The sequence below is a fragment of the Serratia sp. Ser99 genome, from assembly GCF_024519545.1.
Taxonomy (GTDB): domain Bacteria; phylum Pseudomonadota; class Gammaproteobacteria; order Enterobacterales; family Enterobacteriaceae; genus Serratia; species Serratia liquefaciens.
This window is the reverse complement of record NZ_JALJRT010000002.1, coordinates 153,049-171,479: the sequence shown is the minus strand read 5'-3', so window position 1 is coordinate 171,479 and position 18,431 is coordinate 153,049. Positions and strand designations below refer to the sequence as shown.

The 18,431-nt window shown below is 55.1% G+C and carries 17 protein-coding genes; 14 read left to right on the top strand and 3 right to left on the bottom strand.

Annotation, left to right across the window (positions count from 1 at the left end; genetic code table 11):
- The first annotated feature begins 2 nt into the window (after window positions 1-2).
- The 11 genes from NR114_RS04915 to uspE all read left to right on the top strand — a co-directional run bounded on the left by NR114_RS04915 (window position 3) and on the right by uspE (window position 10,997).
- The gene (locus NR114_RS04915; RefSeq protein ID WP_044551448.1) at window positions 3-821 is read left to right on the top strand and encodes a carbohydrate ABC transporter permease; all 819 of its coding nucleotides are present in this window, start codon (window positions 3-5) and stop codon (window positions 819-821) included.
- Window positions 822-843: 22 nt separating this feature from the next.
- The gene (locus NR114_RS04910; protein ID WP_234529193.1) at window positions 844-1,956 is read left to right on the top strand and encodes an ABC transporter ATP-binding protein; all 1,113 of its coding nucleotides are present in this window, start codon (window positions 844-846) and stop codon (window positions 1,954-1,956) included.
- Window positions 1,957-1,975: 19 nt separating this feature from the next.
- Window positions 1,976-3,259, top strand: a complete 1,284-nt coding sequence (locus NR114_RS04905) for a Gfo/Idh/MocA family protein (RefSeq protein WP_130015809.1) — start codon at window positions 1,976-1,978, stop codon at window positions 3,257-3,259.
- 18 nt (window positions 3,260-3,277) lie between these two features.
- Entirely contained in the window at window positions 3,278-4,186 is a 909-nt protein-coding gene (locus tag NR114_RS04900) for an ROK family protein (RefSeq protein ID WP_256813834.1), read from the top strand.
- A gap of 332 nt (window positions 4,187-4,518) precedes the next feature.
- Window positions 4,519-5,289 carry a transcriptional repressor AgaR gene (gene agaR, locus NR114_RS04895; protein WP_046373443.1) on the top strand — a complete coding sequence of 257 codons (771 nt, stop codon included), beginning with the start codon at window positions 4,519-4,521 and terminating at the stop codon, window positions 5,287-5,289.
- A 26-nt stretch (window positions 5,290-5,315) separates the two neighbouring features.
- Window positions 5,316-6,482: an SIS domain-containing protein gene (locus NR114_RS04890; protein WP_256813696.1), complete on the top strand. Its 1,167-nt coding sequence runs from the start codon at window positions 5,316-5,318 to the stop codon at window positions 6,480-6,482.
- Window positions 6,483-6,491: 9 nt separating this feature from the next.
- On the top strand, window positions 6,492-7,346 hold the full coding sequence (locus tag NR114_RS04885; protein ID WP_256813695.1) for a tagatose bisphosphate family class II aldolase: 855 nt from the start codon (window positions 6,492-6,494) through the stop codon (window positions 7,344-7,346).
- A gap of 326 nt (window positions 7,347-7,672) precedes the next feature.
- The gene (locus NR114_RS04880) at window positions 7,673-7,984 is read left to right on the top strand and encodes a hypothetical protein (protein ID WP_020827049.1); all 312 of its coding nucleotides are present in this window, start codon (window positions 7,673-7,675) and stop codon (window positions 7,982-7,984) included.
- 211 nt (window positions 7,985-8,195) lie between these two features.
- Window positions 8,196-8,720, top strand: a complete 525-nt coding sequence (gene ogt / locus NR114_RS04875) for a methylated-DNA--[protein]-cysteine S-methyltransferase (RefSeq protein WP_256813694.1) — start codon at window positions 8,196-8,198, stop codon at window positions 8,718-8,720.
- Between the two features lie 422 nt (window positions 8,721-9,142).
- Complete coding sequence (locus NR114_RS04870; protein ID WP_012145310.1) at window positions 9,143-9,907, top strand: FNR family transcription factor; 765 nt, start codon at window positions 9,143-9,145, stop codon at window positions 9,905-9,907.
- A gap of 127 nt (window positions 9,908-10,034) precedes the next feature.
- A complete protein-coding gene (gene uspE / locus NR114_RS04865) occupies window positions 10,035-10,997 on the top strand; it encodes a universal stress protein UspE (RefSeq protein WP_020827051.1) in 963 nt (320 codons plus the stop codon).
- A 53-nt stretch (window positions 10,998-11,050) separates the two neighbouring features.
- Here the strand turns inward: uspE and pntB are convergent, their stop codons facing one another.
- Window positions 11,051-12,445, bottom strand: coding sequence for a Re/Si-specific NAD(P)(+) transhydrogenase subunit beta (pntB, locus tag NR114_RS04860; RefSeq protein WP_116690385.1), 1,395 nt, complete (start codon window positions 12,443-12,445; stop codon window positions 11,051-11,053).
- A 10-nt stretch (window positions 12,446-12,455) separates the two neighbouring features.
- Complete coding sequence (gene pntA, locus NR114_RS04855) at window positions 12,456-13,985, bottom strand: Re/Si-specific NAD(P)(+) transhydrogenase subunit alpha (protein ID WP_256813691.1); 1,530 nt, start codon at window positions 13,983-13,985, stop codon at window positions 12,456-12,458.
- A gap of 539 nt (window positions 13,986-14,524) precedes the next feature.
- Between pntA and ydgH the strand changes: the two genes are divergently transcribed.
- Together ydgH and NR114_RS04845 are read left to right on the top strand one after the other, a co-directional pair.
- Window positions 14,525-15,475 carry a DUF1471 family protein YdgH gene (gene ydgH, locus NR114_RS04850; protein ID WP_048758739.1) on the top strand — a complete coding sequence of 317 codons (951 nt, stop codon included), beginning with the start codon at window positions 14,525-14,527 and terminating at the stop codon, window positions 15,473-15,475.
- A gap of 245 nt (window positions 15,476-15,720) precedes the next feature.
- The gene (locus NR114_RS04845) at window positions 15,721-17,112 is read left to right on the top strand and encodes an amino acid permease (RefSeq protein ID WP_256813690.1); all 1,392 of its coding nucleotides are present in this window, start codon (window positions 15,721-15,723) and stop codon (window positions 17,110-17,112) included.
- Between the two features lie 28 nt (window positions 17,113-17,140).
- Here NR114_RS04845 and NR114_RS04840 read toward each other — a convergent pair whose 3' ends face one another.
- On the bottom strand, window positions 17,141-17,557 hold the full coding sequence (locus tag NR114_RS04840) for a hypothetical protein (protein ID WP_020827058.1): 417 nt from the start codon (window positions 17,555-17,557) through the stop codon (window positions 17,141-17,143).
- A 126-nt stretch (window positions 17,558-17,683) separates the two neighbouring features.
- Between NR114_RS04840 and folM the strand changes: the two genes are divergently transcribed.
- Complete coding sequence (folM, locus tag NR114_RS04835; protein ID WP_046373437.1) at window positions 17,684-18,406, top strand: dihydromonapterin reductase; 723 nt, start codon at window positions 17,684-17,686, stop codon at window positions 18,404-18,406.
- The last annotated feature ends 25 nt before the right edge of the window (window positions 18,407-18,431 follow it).

Genomic DNA, 18,431 nt, shown 5'->3' with positions numbered 1-18,431 from the left:
CGATGAGCATAAGTAAAAGAACGCTGGTGTATCTGTTTATGGTGTTGGCGGCGTTGGCTTCGGTCGTGCCGTTTATCTGGATGCTGGTCACCTCGCTGAAAACTCAGGCCGAGAGTATCCAGATCCCGCTGACGCTGCTGCCGGCCCACCCCAGCCTGCAGGCCTACGGTAAGATCATGCGCGAAATCCCCTTCGCCGATTTTTACCTGAACTCGCTGTTGGCCACTTTTTTCACCGTCACCCTGCAAATGGTGATCGCCACCATGGCCGCCTACGGTTTCTCGCGCCTGCATTTTCGCGGCCGTGATGCGGTGTTTCTGGTGTGTATTTCCATCCTGATGGTGCCCGGGCAAGCCTTTTTGATCCCGCAATTTCTGGTGGTGCAAAAGTTGGGGCTGGTGAACAGCATCACCGGGCTGGTGTTGCCGGGCATCTTCAGTATTTATGCCACTTTCCTGCTGCGCCAGTTCTTCCTCGCGGTACCGAAGGAGATGGAGGAAGCCGCACTGATTGACGGTTACAGCTACTTTGCCATCTTCTGGCGCATCATGCTGCCGCTGATCCGGCCTGGCATTATCGCCTGCATCATCATCAACGGCCTGTGGAGCTGGAACAACCTGATGTGGCCGCTGATCGTCAACACCACCACCGAGAAGCTAACGCTGCCGGTCGGGCTGGCGTCGCTGTCGAGCCGCGCCGGGGTGGAGTATCCGCTACTGATGGCCGGGGCGCTGATGGCAGTGATCCCCATGCTGATGCTGTTCATTCTTTTCCAACGTTACTTCATCCAGGGCATCGCCAGCGCTGGGGTAAAAGGCTAACCGCGAACACAAGGTAAATAACATGGCCGGTATTCAGTTAAACAATGTGAAGAAGGTATACCCCAACGGTTTCAATGCGCTGCACGGGGTCGATCTGGACATTAAAGACGGCGAATTTATGGTCTTCGTCGGGCCGTCCGGCTGCGCAAAATCTACCCTGCTGCGCATGATCGCCGGGCTGGAGAGCGTCAGCGAAGGCCAGATCCTGATCCACGATCGCTGCGTCAACGACACCATGCCAAAAGATCGCGGCATCGCCATGGTGTTCCAGAACTATGCGCTTTACCCGCACATGACGGTCTACAAGAACATGGCGTTCGGCCTGATCGGCAAGGAAAGCAAAGCCGAAATTGACCGTCGGGTGCGTGATGCCGCCGAAAAGCTGGAGATCACCAACCTGCTGCAGCGCAAACCGGGTCAGCTGTCCGGCGGACAGTGCCAGCGCGTGGCGGTCGGCCGCGCCATCGTGCGCAAACCCAAGGTGTTTCTGTTCGACGAGCCGCTTTCCAATCTGGACGCCAAGCTGCGCGTCTCAATGCGCGTCCAACTGATCGAACTGCATAACCAACTGAAACAGGAAGGCGCCGCCGCCACCATGGTGTACGTCACCCACGATCAGGTGGAGGCGATGACCATGGGCGACCGCATCTGCGTGATGAACCGTGGCGCCATTATGCAGGTGGATAAACCCATTAACCTCTACCACCAGCCCGCTAACCGCTTCGTCGCCGAGTTTATCGGCAGCCCGTCGATGAACCTGCACGACATGGCGGTGACTCGTAGCGCACAGGGTATTGGGCTGCGCATCGGCAATGAATATCCGCTCGAACTGCCGCTGGCGCTGCAACAACAGCTGGAAAGTTATCCGCACCCGCGTGTGTGCCTGGGCATCCGTCCGGAGTCTCTGCGGCTGTGTGCGCCCGGCAGCAGCAACTGCTTCCCGGCGAAGATTGTCACCATCGAACGCATGGGCAACGAAGAGTTGCTGCACTGTGAACTGGCTGAACTGCGCTTTGTGCTGCGTATGGCGTCGCAACCAGACTGGGAACCACGTCTGGGAGAACAGATCCATCTGGCTTTCGATCTGACCCGTGCGCACCTGTTTGATGAAATCAGCGGCCAAAACCTCAAATAACAAGATCGGAGAACGAGCAATGTCGTCAGCTAAACAAAATGGTTTTGCCGGTCGCCCGGTTCAGGTTCTGGTGATTGGCGCCGGGGCACGCGGTGAAATTTACTCGCGCTACGCGTTGGCGCATCCGGATTTAATGCAGGTCGTCGCGGTAGCCGAACCGCGTGATATTTATCGGCAGCAGTTCGTCGAACAGCACGGTATTTCGGCGGATAAGGTGTTCACCGACTGGCAACAGGCCGCCGACGCCGGAAAACTGGCCGATGCGGTGCTGATCTGCACCCAGGACACCCTGCACCTGGCACCGGCGTTGGCCTTTGCCAAACAGGGTTATGCCATGCTGTTGGAAAAACCGCTTTCGCCGGTAGCCAGCGAGTGTCGTACCATCGTTGAAGAGGTGGTGCGTCAGAAGCTGATTTTCTCGGTCGGCCACGTACTGCGCTACACGCGCTACACCCAAAAACTCAAGCAACTGCTGCGCGATAACGTGATTGGCGACATCGTCAGCCTGCAGCATCTGGAACCGGTAGGCTACTGGCATCAGGCACACTCCTTTGTTCGCGGCAACTGGCGCAACGACAATGAAGCCGCCTTTATGCTGCTGCAGAAGTCCTGTCACGACATTGACTGGATCCGTTACATCATGGAACTGCCCTGCGAACAGATCAGTTCGTTCGGCGGTTTACGCCATTTTCGCCAGGAGAACCAGCCTGCCGGTGCGGCTGACAACTGCCTTGACTGCGCCGTGGAAGCCAGCTGTCCTTACTCCGCCAAGCGTATTTACCTTGGCGACGATCACAAGGCCACGCCGGGCTTCCTGCGCGTATTAACGCCCGAGGTCAGCCAATCACACCTGCAGGCGGCGCTGCGCGACGGTCAGTATGGCCGCTGCGTCTACCGCTGCGACAATAACGTGGTCGATCACCAGGTGGTCAATATGCAGTTTGCCGGTGGCCGCACCGCCTCCTTCACCATGACCGCCTTTACCCGACTGGAAGATCGCAAAACCCGTATTTTCGGCAGCCACGGTTGCCTCGAGGGCGACGGTCGCTATATCCGTATCACTTCGTTCGTTGACGACAGTGAAAAAGTGTACGACGTCGAAGAAGCCGACGACCTGCATGCCATGTCCGGCCACGGCGGCGGCGACTACTACCTGATGCAGCATTTCATTGACGCGATCCGCACTAACGATCCATCGCAGGTGCTGTCCGGACCGGCTGAAACGCTGGAAAGCCATTTGATGGTCTTTGCTGCGGAACGCGCGCGCCGCGAATCTGCGGTAATTACCCTGAGTGGAGCCTGAAACGTGGAAATATCACAGATGCGTTACGGTTTCGATATCGGCGGCACCAAGATTGAAATGGCGGCCTACGATCGCCAATTGCGGCAGGTGCTGTGTCAACGGGTGAGCACGCCTACCGGCGATTACCGCGCATTTTTGTCCTGTATCCAGCAATTGGTCGATCATGCCGATCGCGAACTGCACACCCAGGGCAGCATCGGCATCGGCTTGCCGGGCGTGACCGATCCCCGCAGCCGCAGGCAGTTGGCGGTTAACGTCCCCTGCCTCACCGGGCACTGCCTGGCGGACGATTTGGCCCATGAACTGGCGCGGCCGGTTGAAATTGAAAACGACTGTCGCTGCTTCGCCCTCTCCGAGGCCAGCACGCCGCAAACCGAGCATCTGGCGCTGGTCTTCGGCGCCATTATCGGCACCGGTGCCGGCGGCGGGCTGGTGATGAACAAGCAATTGCACAAGGGCCGTAACGGGCTGGCCGGTGAATGGGGCCATACGCCGATCTCTGCTCAGTTGGCGCAGCGTTACGATTTACCGTTGTTTACCTGCAATTGCGGCCTGACCGGTTGTTTTGAACGCTACGTTTCCGGCAGCGGTCTGCTGGCGCTAAGCCGTCATTTCGGCCATCGCGCCGACAGCGTACCGGCGCTGATCGCCCATTACCGGCACGGAGATCCGCTGGCACAGCGGCTGATAGCGATGTACGTCGATATTCTGGCCAGCGCCCTGGCAGGGCTGCAATTGCTGCTGGACGTTGACGCCTTCGTGCTCGGCGGCGGACTGTCGAACGTCGGGGAGCTGTACGCCCTGCTACCGCCGGCCATGAGCGCCTGGCTGTTGCCGGGTACCGAACCGGCGACAGTCTATCCGCCAGTGCACGGTGACAGCAGCGGCGTACGAGGGGCCGCATTATTACGCCAAAGCTGGCAATAAAAAACAGTGAAACGCCAGACGGGAATAAATGAATGTCGTGGCTTTCATCCTGCTTTCGACAAATTACCTCAGGCGGTGAGTTGCCGCCTGATAAATAACGAATTACCGCTTTTCACTTTATTTTTCGGCCGCTTTCGGTTGATCACCAATCGAAAGCGAAAACAAATATAACCAGTTGATACATATAGATTTTTATAAATTTATCGGTTGCATTTCATTGTTTCGTTTGCTGTAATTTGCCACGAACAACTGAAAGCATTCCTGTCAGATTAGCTGCGACGCATTGCGCCGCGGCGGGGTATGACTACAGCTAAATCGGGAGTCACGCGTTAATGATAAATACCGTAAAACGACGGGAATTAATTATCGACCAGCTTTGTCGCGAAGGCTCGGTGCGCGTCGAGCAACTCAGCGCCCAGTTTTCTGTTTCCAGCGTCACCATCCGCAGCGATTTGCGCCAGCTGGAAAAAAGCGGCTGTGCGGTGCGCGCTTACGGCGGCGCAATGCTCAATAAACAGTTTGCCTTCGACCGCCCGCTGCAAGACAAGGGCCGCATCAATCGCGACGTGAAATACGCCATTGCCTGCGCCGCGGCGGAATTGGTCAACGACGGTGATGCCATCATTCTCGACTCCGGCTCCACCACCAGCCAGATGGCGCAGCAACTGGTCGGCAAGAAAGACCTGGTAGTGATGACCAATGCGCTGAACATCGCGTTCGAACTGGCCAACAACGAACAGGTTGATCTGATGGTGGTGGGCGGCAGCGTACGGCGCAAATCCTGGTCGCTGTATGGCCCGGCGGCGGAGCAGCATATGCGGCAATTTCGTTTCGACAAGCTGTTTCTCGGCGTCGACGGTTTTGACCTGCTCAGCGGCATCACCACGCCAGATCCTGGTGAAGCGCAGCTCAACCGCGCGATGTGCGACGTAGCGCGCGAAGTGATCGCCGTTGCAGACGCCAGCAAATTCGGTCGCACCAGCTTTTGCATGATCCGTGAAATTGGCCAAATCCAGCGTTTGGTCACCGACAGCCGCATCCCGGAAAACTACCTGCATGCGCTGAACCATTTAGGTGTCGACGTGATTATCGCCGACCGTTAACCGAGGCTTTTCAAGGAGTTTTCAACATGAACGGTTATTTTGCTTACGATGCGGGCTGGCTGGAACAACGGCATGCGCTGCATACCGCACGTGAGATCTGGCAACAGCCTGATTTATGGGACGCCCTGCACCGACAGCTGCAGGAGCAACAAGCCTTGTGGCAACCTTTTCTGGCACCGCTGTTGGCCAATCCTCGCCTGCAGATTGTGCTGTGCGGTGCGGGCAGCTCGGCCTTCGCCGGCCGCGCGTTAGCACCCTGGCTGCGTGAAAAAACCAGTCGTGACGTGGTGGCCTATGGCACCACCGATATCGTCGCCAACCCACACCAATATCTGGATCTGACGCGCCCAACCCTGCTGGTTTCTTTTGCCCGTTCCGGCAACAGCCCGGAAAGTGTCGCGACCGTCGAACTGGCCGACCAACTGCTGCCGGAAAGTTATCACCTGATGCTGGTTTGTAACCCGGACAGCCAATTGGCGCACTATGCCCATCAGCGCGAGAACGTCTGTTCGTTAGTGATGCCGCAAGGCTCCAACGATCAAAGCTTCGCCATGACTTCCAGTTTCAGCTGCATGATGCTGTCCGCCGCGCTGTTGCTCGGGCCGCACTCCCTTACCGAGGCCCAACGGCCACTCGAGACCATGGTGGCGCGCTGCCGCGAACTGCGTGAAACGCTGCAACCGCAGGTAAAAGCGCTCGCAGCCAGCGGTTTTCGACGCTACATCACGCTGGGCGGCAGTTGTTTCACCGGGTTGGCGGAAGAGGCTTCGTTGAAGATGCTGGAACTGACCGCCGGGCAGATTGTCACCCGCTACGACTCTCCGCTTGGCCTGCGCCATGGCCCCAAATTTATGGTCGATGACCAAACGCTGGTGCTGCTGATGTTCTCCAGCGGTGACTACGCCCGCCAATACGATCGCGATTTGTGGAACGAACTGCATCGCGATGGTCTGGCGATGCAGATGGTCGGCTTGACCGGCAGTGCGCAGCCGGTATCGGACATGATGCTGAACCTGCACCACGCCGAAGACGACGTCTGGCTGCTGTTCCCTTACCTGTTATTCACCCAAATGCTGGCCTTTGAAAGCTCGCTGGCGCTTGGCATGACGCCGGACAACCCATGCCCGACCGGTGAGGTTAACCGGGTGGTTAAAGGCGTCACCATTTACCGTTATCCGTCTTCTGTGGCGTAAGGAATCTCTATGTACCTGATATCCAACCGGGAAATGCTGCAAAAAGCACAACGCCAGGGTTATGCCGTGCCGGCGTTCAACGTCCATAATCTGGAAACCGTGCAGGTGGTGGCGGAGACCGCCGCCGAATTGCGCTCGCCGGTGATCATGGCCGGCACGCCCGGCACCTTCAGCTATGCCGGCACCGACTATTTGATCGGTATCTGCCAGGCGGCCGCACGCCGTTACGATCTGCCGTTGGCGCTGCATCTGGACCATCACGAAGAGATGGACGATATCGAATACAAGGTCAAAAGCGGCATTCGTTCGGTGATGATCGATGGCTCACATCTGCCGTTCGAACAGAACATCGCCAAAGTGGCTGAGGCCGTCACATTGTGCCACCGCTACGGCGCCAGCGTTGAGGCAGAGTTGGGCCGCCTCGGGGGCCAGGAGGATGACCTGATTGTCGACTCCACCGACAGCTTCTTCACCGATCCGGCCGCCGCGCGCGAGTTTGTCACCGCTACTGGCATCGATTCGCTGGCGGTAGCCATCGGATCGGCTCACGGGCTGTACCACGGCGAACCCAAGCTGGACTTCGACCGCCTGGCGCTAATCCGCGAGCAGGTCGACATTCCTCTGGTACTGCACGGCGCATCCGGTATTCCAGAAGCCATGGTGAAACGCGCCATTTCTCTAGGGGTGTGCAAGGTCAACGTCGCCACTGAGCTAAAAATCGCTTTTGCCGACGCGGTGAAAAGCTATTTTTCACAACATCCCGATGCCAACGATCCGCGTAAATACATCGTGCCCGGCAAGCTGGCGATGAAAGAAGTGGTGGCAGAGAAAATCCGTATCTGCGGCAGCAGCGGCATGCTGTAACTCAGCATAAATCACCACGCTTGGCCGTAGTTTCAGTTTCAACTGCGGCCACTCCCCAGTTTTTAACGTGATGCGCTTCACAGTAAAACCGCCACACTCCCTCGTCATTCATTAAGCCGACTTCACTATGATCTAAATCATGGTTTTGCCAGCCCCCCCTCCCTATTATCAAATTCATCAAGAATAAACATTAAGAATAGTATATAAACCATTCTACAAGGAGGACGCGACTAATTCGATTTTTGGCGATCATCAACTTGCCTGATTGATTTTTGTTTAATTGGACTGTTTTATTTTCCTGTTTCATTTTTAAAAAGGAATTAATAATGAACCATTCACTCATGGCATTGATGCTATTGGCCCTGCTACCCGCAACCCTGCAGGCGGCTCAACGAACCAGTCACCACGTGGCTTCCGGTACTATACGCTTTATCGGCGAGATCACCTCACCGGCCTGTACTATCCAACATAGAAATGAAGAAATCATTTCTCGCTGCTCAGGTTTGGTATCGGCTCAGGGTCAACGCCCTATCACTACCTCATTGAACAATATGCCACCAGAATTAGTTTCCAACGTGACCACCGAGATAATCAATAATAACGACCGGTTGAAAAATATCACCATCAGCTATAAATAATGGAGGCATTTTATTGTTAACCCTGCTTGGGGTGATAAACATTATTGATATATTATAAATTTATTTTATAAATAAGCCTATTTGAACCCCACTCATTTTTCAGTCGTCAGTATGGGCAACCTGAGGTTGCCCATCTTCATGTCCGGAATCCGCCATCGTCCCGCCTGGTTTCGTGCAATAATCTGCCCATCAAACGAGAGGAGTGATCATAATGCAGACTTTTTTTATTGATCGTATGGCGACGCCGGTGGGTGAACTGGTGTTGATTGCCGATGAGCAGGACCGCTTGCGCGCTATCGATTGGACGGAACACGAAACCCGCCTGATGAAGCTGCTGAATACCCATTACCGAGCCGATCGTTTTCAACTGGTGGACAAAGCTAACCCCGGTGGTCTTACCGATGCCATACAGCGCTATTTTTCCGGTGAACTGGATGTGATCAACGATCTGCCGGTCATGACGGCCGGCACTGAGTTCCAGCGCAGTGTCTGGCAGCAACTGCGCCAGATCCCGTGCGGCGAGATCATCACCTACGGTGAACTGGCTAAGCGTATTGGACGCCCAACGGCGTCCCGTGCGGTGGGGATGGCCAACGGCTCCAATCCCATCAGCATCGTAGTGCCCTGCCATCGGGTGATTGGCTCACAGGGCGCATTGACCGGCTATGCCGGTGGCGTTCAGCGTAAACAGTGGCTGTTGAAACACGAAGGCTACCTGCAAAACGATCTGCTTTAATTCAACCCACCGGAATAGCGCAGCTCACTATGGGCTATTCCGGTGGCTTATTAATGAGGAACGTAGTCCGGCGATAAAGTTGATGCAGGCTGTACATCCTCAGAGGTGTAACCGTAACAATGTGTATAAAAATTGATCTCAACTCGCAAAAAGGCGCTCAAAAGGCAGGGTTAAATGCTGCTTACTGAAAAATACGCTGCGCTACCCCTCATTTCTTGCGGATAGGGAGAACCAACCGCGTCGACCGTCCCTTGGCGTAACTAGCAAATAAATCGAAATATTTCAGCCAGCTACAGAACAATCGGCTGCAAGCCTGCTTAATATTCGCACAGAATGCCCCCGTTCTTATTAATGCTACCCTTATCACCTGCCGGAAAAGATGTTAAAATTGACGCATATCAATTATTGAATGAGCGTAATCTATGATCCCGGAAAAACGCGTGATTCGTCGTATCCAGTCTGGTGGTTGTGCGATCCATTGTCAGGATTGCAGTATCAGCCAGCTGTGTATTCCTTTTACTCTTAATGCGCACGAGTTGGACCAGCTCGACAACATTATCGAAAGGAAAAAGCCTATCCAGAAGGGCCAGACCCTGTTCAAGGCCGGCGATGAACTGAAATCGCTGTACGCTATCCGCTCCGGTACCATCAAGAGTTACACCATTACCGAACAGGGTGACGAGCAAATCACCGGCTTCCATCTGGCGGGCGATCTGGTCGGTTTTGATGCTATCGGCGGTCTGAAACACCCAAGCTTCGCTCAGGCGTTGGAAACCTCGATGGTATGCGAAATCCCATTCGAAACGCTGGATGACCTGTCCGGTAAAATGCCTAATCTACGCCAACAGATCATGCGTCTGATGAGCGGCGAGATTAAAGGTGACCAGGACATGATCCTGCTGTTGTCGAAAAAGAATGCCGAAGAGCGTCTGGCTGCATTCGTCTACAACCTGTCGCGCCGCTTTGCGGAGCGGGGTTTCTCACCGCGCGAATTCCGCCTGACCATGACCCGCGGCGATATCGGCAACTACCTCGGCCTGACGGTTGAAACCATCAGTCGCCTGCTGGGCCGCTTCCAGAAAAGCGAAATTCTCAGCGTTAAAGGCAAATACATCACCATCGAAAACGTCGATGCCCTGTCTGTGCTGGCCGGCACGCCACGCATTAACGTCACCGTAAACGCCTGATCCCTATGCTGGGTTAATCATTCGACAGAATTATTGACCCAGCACACCTCTGCCGCTGTTCTGTTTTTCAATGTTGGGTTACTCTGTAAATTGACAGACTGTTGATTTTCAGCTGTAAGGAGGCCCTATGGCGAAGTATCAGAATCTTCTGGTGGCTATTGACCCCAATCAGGACGACCAGCCGGCGCTGCGCCGGGCGGTATACTTGATAAAACGCAATGGCGGGCGCATTAAGGCCTTCCTGCCTATTTATGACTTCTCTTACGAGATGACGACCCTGCTCTCGCCGGACGAAAGAACGGCAATGCGGCAAGGCGTTATCAGTCAACGCGCCGCTTGGATCACCGAGCAATGTCGTTTTTATCTCGACGAAGGCGTGCCCATTGAAATCAAAGTGGTCTGGCATAACCGACCTTATGAGGCGATTATTCAGGAAGTGATCGCCGGTAAGCACGATCTGCTGCTAAAAATGGCGCACCAACACGACCGTCTTGAATCCGTCATTTTCACCCCAACCGATTGGCATCTGTTACGCAAATGCCCGTGCCCGGTGTGGATGGTCAAAGATCAGCCCTGGCCTGAAGGCAGTAAAGCGGTGGTTGCGGTCAACCTGGCCAGTGAAGAACCCTATCACGATCCCTTGAACATCAAACTGGTGCAGGAGACCGTTGAGTTGGCGCATAACGTCAACCAAACGGAAGTGCATCTGGTCGGCGCTTACCCCGTCACCCCCATCAATATCGCCATCGAGCTGCCTGATTTTGACCCCAGCGTATATAACGATGCCATCCGCGGACAGCATCTGATTGCCATGAAGGCGTTAAGACAGAAATTCGGCATTAACGAAGAGTTCACCCACGTCGAAAAAGGCCTGCCGGAAGAGGTAATCCCCGATCTGGCCGAGCACCTGCAGGCAGGCGTCGTGGTATTGGGTACCTTGGGCCGTACCGGCATCTCGGCGGCGTTTATCGGCAATACCGCCGAACATGTGATCGACCATCTGAAATGTGACCTGCTGGTGATTAAGCCAGAAAACTTCAACTGTCCGATCGAAGTTGACGAAGATGATGAGCACGACGACGAAGACTGATGTTTGACGCATAAAAAAACGGGCCCAAGGGCCCGTTTTTATTTGCCTGCACGTTACGCCTGTAGCGCACGCAGAATCGCTTCCACACTCTCTTTGGCATCACCAAACAGCATCTGGGTGTTCTCCTTGAAGAACAGCGGGTTCTGGACGCCGGCGTAACCGGTGTTCATCGAACGCTTGAAGGCGATCACATTCTGCGCCTTCCACACTTCCAGTACCGGCATGCCGGCGATCGGGCTACGCGGATCTTCCAGCGCGGCCGGGTTCACCGTATCGTTAGCGCCAATCACCAGTACGGTATCGGTATCAGGGAAATCTTCGTTGATTTCATCCATTTCCAACACCACGTCGTAAGGCACCTTGGCTTCAGCCAGCAGTACGTTCATGTGGCCAGGCAAACGCCCGGCAACCGGGTGAATACCGAAACGTACTTTAATGCCACGCGCGCGCAGTTTCTCGGTGATTTCCGCCACCGGATACTGCGCCTGAGCGACCGCCATGCCATAGCCTGGGGTGATGATCACCGAAGTTGAGTTTTTCAACTGCTCGGCAACTTCTTCCGCGGTCGTTTCGCGATACTCACCCATTTCTTCCGCATTACCGGTCGAAGAACCGTCGGTACCGAAGCCGCCGGCGATTACGCTGATAAACGACCGGTTCATCGCCTTACACATAATGTAAGACAGGATGGCACCCGAAGAGCCTACCAGTGCCCCGGTCACGATCAGCAGATCGTTGCTCAGCATGAAGCCCGCCGCTGCCGCTGCCCAGCCCGAATAGGAGTTGAGCATCGACACCACCACCGGCATATCTGCCCCGCCGATGGAAGCCACCAGATGCCAGCCAAACGCCAACGCGATAACGGTCATCAGCACCAATGCCACTGCCTGCCAGCCCACGCTGTCGGCACGAACAAACACCACCAGCAGCAGGAAGGAGACGACCAGGGCCGCCAGATTCATTTTGTGGCGATTTGGCAGCGCCAAAGGTTTGGACGAGATGATACCGCGCAGTTTACCAAAGGCGACAATCGAACCTGTGAAGGTCACCGCACCGATAAAGATACCGAGGAACACTTCGGTCAGATGGATGTTTTCCATCACCGGCTCCATCGGCGCACCGTGATCCAGATAGCTGTTTAAGCCCACCAGTACCGCCGCCAGGCCGACAAAGCTGTGCAGTACCGCCACCAGCTCTGGCATTTCGGTCATTTCGACCTTCTTCGCCAGATAGACCCCAATAGAACCGCCGATAATCATCGCGATGATGATCCAGCCCACGTTGCCGGAATCCGGCCCGAGAATGGTGGCGATCAGCGCAATCGCCATCCCTGCGATACCAAACAGATTGCCCCGCTTGGACGTTTCATGGCGCGATAAACCCGCCAGGCTGCAGATAAACAAAATAGCGGCAACAATGTATGCAGCTGTAACTAATCCTCCAGACATGTGCTACCCCTTAGTTCTTGCGGAACATCTTCAGCATGCGCTGAGTGACGGTGAATCCACCAAAAATGTTGATGCTGGCGATCAGCACGGCGATGAAGGAGAGGAAACTCACCCAACCGCCGTGGCCAATCTGCAATAACGCACCGACCACGATAATCCCTGAGATCGCATTGGTGACCGACATCAACGGGGTATGCAATGCATGGCTGACGTTCCACACCACGTAGTAACCCACCACGCAGGCCAGCGCAAACACGGTAAAGTGAGACAGGAACTCTTTCGGCGCGGCGTCGGCCAACCAGCCAAACAGAATAATCGCCAACGCCATCAGGCCATATTTCAGCCAAGGTGATACCGGTTTTGCCTCCGGCTTGGCGACCGGGGCCGCCGCCTGCGCCTGTTTCGGTTGGGCAGAAACCTGGATTGGCGGTGCCGGCCAGGTGACTTCGCCACTGCGCACCACGGTCACGCCGCGGATCACGGTGTCTTCGAAGTCGACGTCAATTTCGCCATTTTTCTCTTTCGACAGCAACTTCAGCAGGTTAACCAGGTTGGTACCGTAAAGCTGCGAGGATTGAGTCGGCAAACGGCTTGGCAGATCGGTATAGCCAATGATTTTCACGCCGTTATCGGTAACGGTCACGCGGTCGGCCATGGTCAGCTCGCAGTTACCCCCGTTTTGTGCGGCCAGATCGACGATCACGCTGCCCGGTTTCATCGAAGCCACCATTTCTTTGGTAATCAGCTTCGGTGCCGGTCTGCCCGGGATCAGCGCCGTGGTGACGATAATGTCAACCTCCGCCGCCTGAGCAGCGAACAGCGCCATCTCTGCTTTGATAAAGGCTTCGGACATCACTTTGGCGTAGCCGTCGCCGCTGCCCGCTTCTTCCTCGAAATCCAACTCGAGGAATTCCGCGCCCATGCTCTGCACCTGCTCTTTGACTTCAGGGCGAGTGTCGAAGGCGCGAACAATGGCTCCCAGGCTGCCGGCAGCACCGATGGCCGCCAACCCGGCGACGCCGGCACCGATGATCATCACCTTGGCCGGTGGAACCTTGCCCGCAGCGGTGATCTGACCGGTAAAGAAGCGGCCAAACTCATGCGCGGCTTCAACAATTGCCCGGTAGCCGGCGATATTCGCCATAGAACTCAGCGCGTCCATAGACTGTGCGCGTGAGATGCGCGGCACCGAGTCCATCGCCATCGCGGTGACGTTGCGTTCGGCCAGCTTCGCAATCAGTTCAGGGTTTTGCGCCGGCCAGATAAAGCTGACCAGGGTGCTGCCCTCACGCATTAACGCGATCTCGTCCTCAAGCGGCGCGTTAACTTTCAAAATCAGATCCGACTGCCAGACATCGGCAGTGTCGGCGATCTCAGCCCCAGCGGCTTGATACGCGCCATCGTCAAAACTTGCCAGTTTACCCGCCCCGCTTTCAATCGCGACGGTAAAGCCCAGCTTCAGCAGTTGTTCCACCGTTTTCGGCGTTGCTGCGACCCGGGCTTCATTGGCCAACCGTTCTCTTGGTACACCAATACGCATAATGTTCCCTTCTCACCTGTCTTTGATGATGTTTATTATCGTCCTGCCCATAGCGATGGCGCCGGCTGACAGGCCTTTGCTTACGCTTGTCGGCATCGAATTAAGGCACCATCAATAACCTACTGAAAATATGATCGATGATCCATAATTGCTTACGCATTCAGGTCTGTTTTTACATAAAAACCCAGCTAACGACATGACAAATCGCAATTTAAAGTTAAAAAGCCCGTTGGAATGGCGCTTTAGCGGCCAGATTGCGATAGCACCCGGTGCGCGGATATCTGGCGCGACGCGGCTGGCACGCATAAAAGTTATAAAATTGTGAATAATTAACACTTATGACATCAAAGGCTTTATTATTGAAACTTATGGTGATGCTGCTCAGAATGACGGACATCATTCTTCCGGGAATTTGTCTCATGAGATGACATAAAATGCTGAGACACTGCTCGAGATTACATGTAATAATCGGCGGCTGAATTACACCTAAACAGTTCAGCACGTTATAAACGTTAATGCGCTAGGCGAAAGGATTTTTTATGAAGCTGAAGAACACGATCATCGCGTCAGCCTTGTTATCACTCACTGCGCTGTCCGCTCATGCGGCGCAAGAGTTAACTCCTGAAAAAGCAGCGGCGCTGAAGCCGTTTGATCGCATCACGATTACCGGCCGCTTTAATGCCATCAATGAAGCTGCTGATGCCATTTCCCGCCGTGCAGACAAGCTGGGTGCAGACGCCTTCTACATCCAGGACAGCAACAACAGCAACAACGGCGGCAACTGGCGCGTCACCGCCGATCTTTACCACAAAGATGCGCCGGAAGTGAGCAAAGAACCGAAATACCGCGTGATTAACGGCGTTACCGAGCTGCCGAAAGAACAAGCCTTCCTGCTGGAGCCTTACGATACCGTAAGCGTCAGCGGTTTCTACCGCAGCCAGCCGGACATCAACGATGCCATCACCAAAGAAGCGAAAAAGAAAGGCGCAGCCTCCTTCTTTATCGTACGTCAGGTTGATGCCAACCAGGGCGGCAATCAGTTCATTACCGCCTACATCTATAAAGCCGATGCACCTAAACGTACCGTTCAGAACCCGGATGCCATCCCGGCCGACTCTGAAGCCGGTAAGGCCGCTCTGGCTGCCGGTGGCGCTGCTGCTGCCAATGTGGAAATCCCTGGCGTAGCCTCTTCAGGCTCACCAAGCCGTGACGTAGGCCGTTTCTTCGAAACCCAGTCTTCAACCGGTAAGCGTTATACTGTCACGTTGCCTAACGGCACCAAGATTCAAGAAGTAAACAACGTGACCGCCGCGCAGATGGTGCCGTTTGACTCAGTGACCTTTACCGGCCACTTCAACAGCATGACCGACGTTTCTACCGAAGTGGCGAAACGCGCGGCTGAGAAAGGCGCCAAGTACTATCATGTAACCCGTCAGTGGCAGAACAAGAGCGGCGGCAACCTGACCGTCAGCGCTGACCTGTTCAAATAAGTTTCACTTTGCGGTTTACCATCGGGCAGCCATTGAGCTGCCCGTTTTTTTTGCCCCGCCTGTCGCCCGCCAGTTGAATAATTTTTTGCAAAAATCGCATATTCAATCATTGCATCCGCAGAGATCCATCCGTAGAATTTGCGCGAATTTTTAGGGCTATTGTCTATTTGTTCAGTAATTACCATTACGTTGTTACTGCCGAGCAGTTCCCTCCCAGTTGTTTATTCTGTGTTCAGGATCCGTCATTGGAAAAGAAACTAGGTCTTACCGCGTTAACCGCATTGGTGCTCAGCTCAATGCTGGGCGCTGGGGTTTTCAGCCTGCCGCAAAACATGGCGCAAGTCGCCAGTCCGGCCGCCCTGCTATTGGGTTGGGCGATTACCGGTGTCGGCATCCTGTTTCTGGCTTTTGCCATGCTGTTGCTCACACGCCTGAGGCCCGATCTGGACGGCGGTATTTTCACCTACGCGAAAGAAGGCTTCGGCGAACTGGTGGGTTTCTGCTCCGCCTGGGGGTATTGGCTGTGCGCCGTTATCGCCAATGTTTCTTACCTGGTGATCGTGTTTGCCGCGCTAAGTTTGTTCACCGATCGCGGTGGCGAGGTCATTTTAGGTGACGGCAATACCTGGCAGGCGCTGCTGGCTGAGTCGCTGCTCCTGTGGATTGTGCATGCGCTGGTACTGCGCGGCGTGCAAACCGCGGCCAGCATTAATTTGGTCGCCACCCTGGCCAAACTGTTGCCGCTAGGGATGTTTGCCGTCTTGGCGGCGGTTGCCTTCAAAATGGACGTATTCACGCTGGATTTCCACGGCGTCGCGCTTGGCAAACCGGTGTGGGAACAGGTTAAAAATACCATGCTGATCACCCTGTGGGTGTTTATCGGTGTGGAAGGCGCAGTGGTGGTTTCGGCCCGTGCACGCCATAAAAAAGATGTGGGCCGCGCCACTATGCTGGCCGTGGTTTCCGCACTGGCGGTTTATCTACTGGTAACGCTGCTCTCATTGGGCGTGGTACCGCGCAGCGAATTGGCGGAGATGCGCAATCCGTCAATGGCAGTGTTGATGGTCGATCTTATTGGGCCATGGGGTGATGTGATTATCGCCGCCGGACTGATCGTCTCGGTCTGCGGCGCTTACCTGAGCTGGACGATCATGGCTGCCGAAGTGCCGCTGCTGGCGGCGCAACACGGCACTTTTCCGAAAATATTCAGCAAGCAGAACAAGAACCACGCGCCTTCGGCTTCGCTGTGGCTGACCAACCTCGCGGTACAGTTCGCTCTGGTGCTGATCTGGCTGACCGGCAGCAACTACAACTCGCTGCTGACTATCGCTTCGGAAATGATCCTGGTGCCCTATTTCCTGGTCGGCGCCTTCCTGTTTAAGGTGGCGATCCGTCGTCAGGACAAGCGGCTGATGTTTGCCGCGACGGGCGCCTGCCTGTATGGCATTTGGCTGCTCTATGCGTCAGGCTTGATGCATCTGCTGATGTCGGTGCTGCTGTATGCGCCTGGGCTGTTGGTGTTTATCTATGCAAGGCGCGGACATCGTGATGTCAAATTGCTGAATCAGCTGGAGAAAGGCAGTATTTTTCTGTTGCTGGTGGCCACGGTACCGGCCGGCTGGTTTATGTTGCAGTAGTGAAAAACGGCCGGGTGGAAACACCCGGTCAGTTAGATTGGGACAGGCCCAGGCTGATGCTCATGCGTTCACCCACCTGAGAGATAATCACTCCCTCAACGCACTCTTGTTGGATGGCTGCCAACTGCTGCTTATCGAGCGCATACGGTAGTTTAATGTCGAACACTGCCAGCCCCTGCTGCTGCGCCAGATCGATCAGACGCACAATGTTGGTTTCGTCGCTGACCTGGGTGGAAACCACCTGCAGCGCCAACGCCTTCAACTGCTCTTTCCGCGTTTGTGATGCGGAAGCCTGCGATTTCAATACCATGCCAAAAAATGGCATCACACCATAGATTGCATCTACAAAGCGCCAGTGCTTCTTGCACGATGCGGACAGAAAATCCATGTAATCAAAACAGATTTTCTCACTGCGGGCGACGGGTGCAAGGTGACTACTGTTCATCCCTTCCTCTCATTGCCAGTGTATTACATCCTGAAATGGATAATCGATGCGAAGCTTTAACGAATTTCCGCCGTATAATGGCATAATTCCCCTATTGTTTGCCAGTCTGTCCAGGAGCTTTAATCAATGGAACTTCACAACTCTGCGCCGGTCCTGATCACCGGCGGCGCACGTCGGATTGGACTGGCCCTGGCCAGGTCATTCTTACAGCGCGATATCCCGGTGATCATTGCCTATCGCAGCACTTATCCGGCGCTGAGCGAGCTGAAAAGACTGGGCGCTACCTGTATTCAAGGGGATTTTTCCACCCATGAGGGCATTTACAGTTTTGCCGAACAGGTGCGCCAAACAGCCCCAAAACTGCGCGCGGTGATCCACAACGCCAGCGCCTGGCAGGCCGAATCCCCAGAGGTGCCACCGGAGCAGGTGATGGCGGCGATGCTGCAAATTCACGTTTATACCCCCTACCTGCTGAATCAGCTGCTTGAGCCCTGCCTGCTGGGTCAGGGTCAAGCCGGGGCTGATATCATTCACCTGACAGATTATGTGGTGGAAAAAGGCAGCGACAAACACATTGCCTATGCCGCCAGTAAAGCCGCCCTGGACAATATGACCCGCTCGTTTGCCCGCAAGCTGGCACCGGAGGTCAAGGTCAACGCCATCGCGCCTGCGCTGATTATCTTTAACCCGGGCGACGACGAGCATTATCGTCAGCAGGCGTTGGCAAAATCGCTGATGAAAATCGCCCCCGGCGAAAGTGAAGTGGTCAACCTGGTGAACTACTTGCTGGACAGTCGTTACGTCACCGGCCGAACCCATGGCGTGGATGGCGGAAGACCCCTGCGTTAGCGCATGATCTGCATGGCTTATCGCG

Coding starts and splice junctions, on each gene's coding strand:
- NR114_RS04905 (WP_130015809.1), top strand. CDS start 1,976: ATGTCGTCAGCTAAACAAAATGGTTTTGCCGGTCGCCCGGTTCAGGTT.
- NR114_RS04900 (WP_256813834.1), top strand. CDS start 3,278: ATGCGTTACGGTTTCGATATCGGCGGCACCAAGATTGAAATGGCGGCC.
- NR114_RS04870 (WP_012145310.1), top strand. CDS start 9,143: ATGATCCCGGAAAAACGCGTGATTCGTCGTATCCAGTCTGGTGGTTGT.
- pntA (WP_256813691.1), bottom strand. CDS start 13,985: ATGCGTATTGGTGTACCAAGAGAACGGTTGGCCAATGAAGCCCGGGTC.
- agaR (WP_046373443.1), top strand. CDS start 4,519: ATGATAAATACCGTAAAACGACGGGAATTAATTATCGACCAGCTTTGT.
- NR114_RS04910 (WP_234529193.1), top strand. CDS start 844: ATGGCCGGTATTCAGTTAAACAATGTGAAGAAGGTATACCCCAACGGT.
- ogt (WP_256813694.1), top strand. CDS start 8,196: ATGCAGACTTTTTTTATTGATCGTATGGCGACGCCGGTGGGTGAACTG.
- NR114_RS04915 (WP_044551448.1), top strand. CDS start 3: ATGAGCATAAGTAAAAGAACGCTGGTGTATCTGTTTATGGTGTTGGCG.
- ydgH (WP_048758739.1), top strand. CDS start 14,525: ATGAAGCTGAAGAACACGATCATCGCGTCAGCCTTGTTATCACTCACT.
- pntB (WP_116690385.1), bottom strand. CDS start 12,445: ATGTCTGGAGGATTAGTTACAGCTGCATACATTGTTGCCGCTATTTTG.
- NR114_RS04885 (WP_256813695.1), top strand. CDS start 6,492: ATGTACCTGATATCCAACCGGGAAATGCTGCAAAAAGCACAACGCCAG.
- NR114_RS04840 (WP_020827058.1), bottom strand. CDS start 17,557: ATGAACAGTAGTCACCTTGCACCCGTCGCCCGCAGTGAGAAAATCTGT.
- NR114_RS04880 (WP_020827049.1), top strand. CDS start 7,673: ATGAACCATTCACTCATGGCATTGATGCTATTGGCCCTGCTACCCGCA.
- NR114_RS04890 (WP_256813696.1), top strand. CDS start 5,316: ATGAACGGTTATTTTGCTTACGATGCGGGCTGGCTGGAACAACGGCAT.
- uspE (WP_020827051.1), top strand. CDS start 10,035: ATGGCGAAGTATCAGAATCTTCTGGTGGCTATTGACCCCAATCAGGAC.
- folM (WP_046373437.1), top strand. CDS start 17,684: ATGGAACTTCACAACTCTGCGCCGGTCCTGATCACCGGCGGCGCACGT.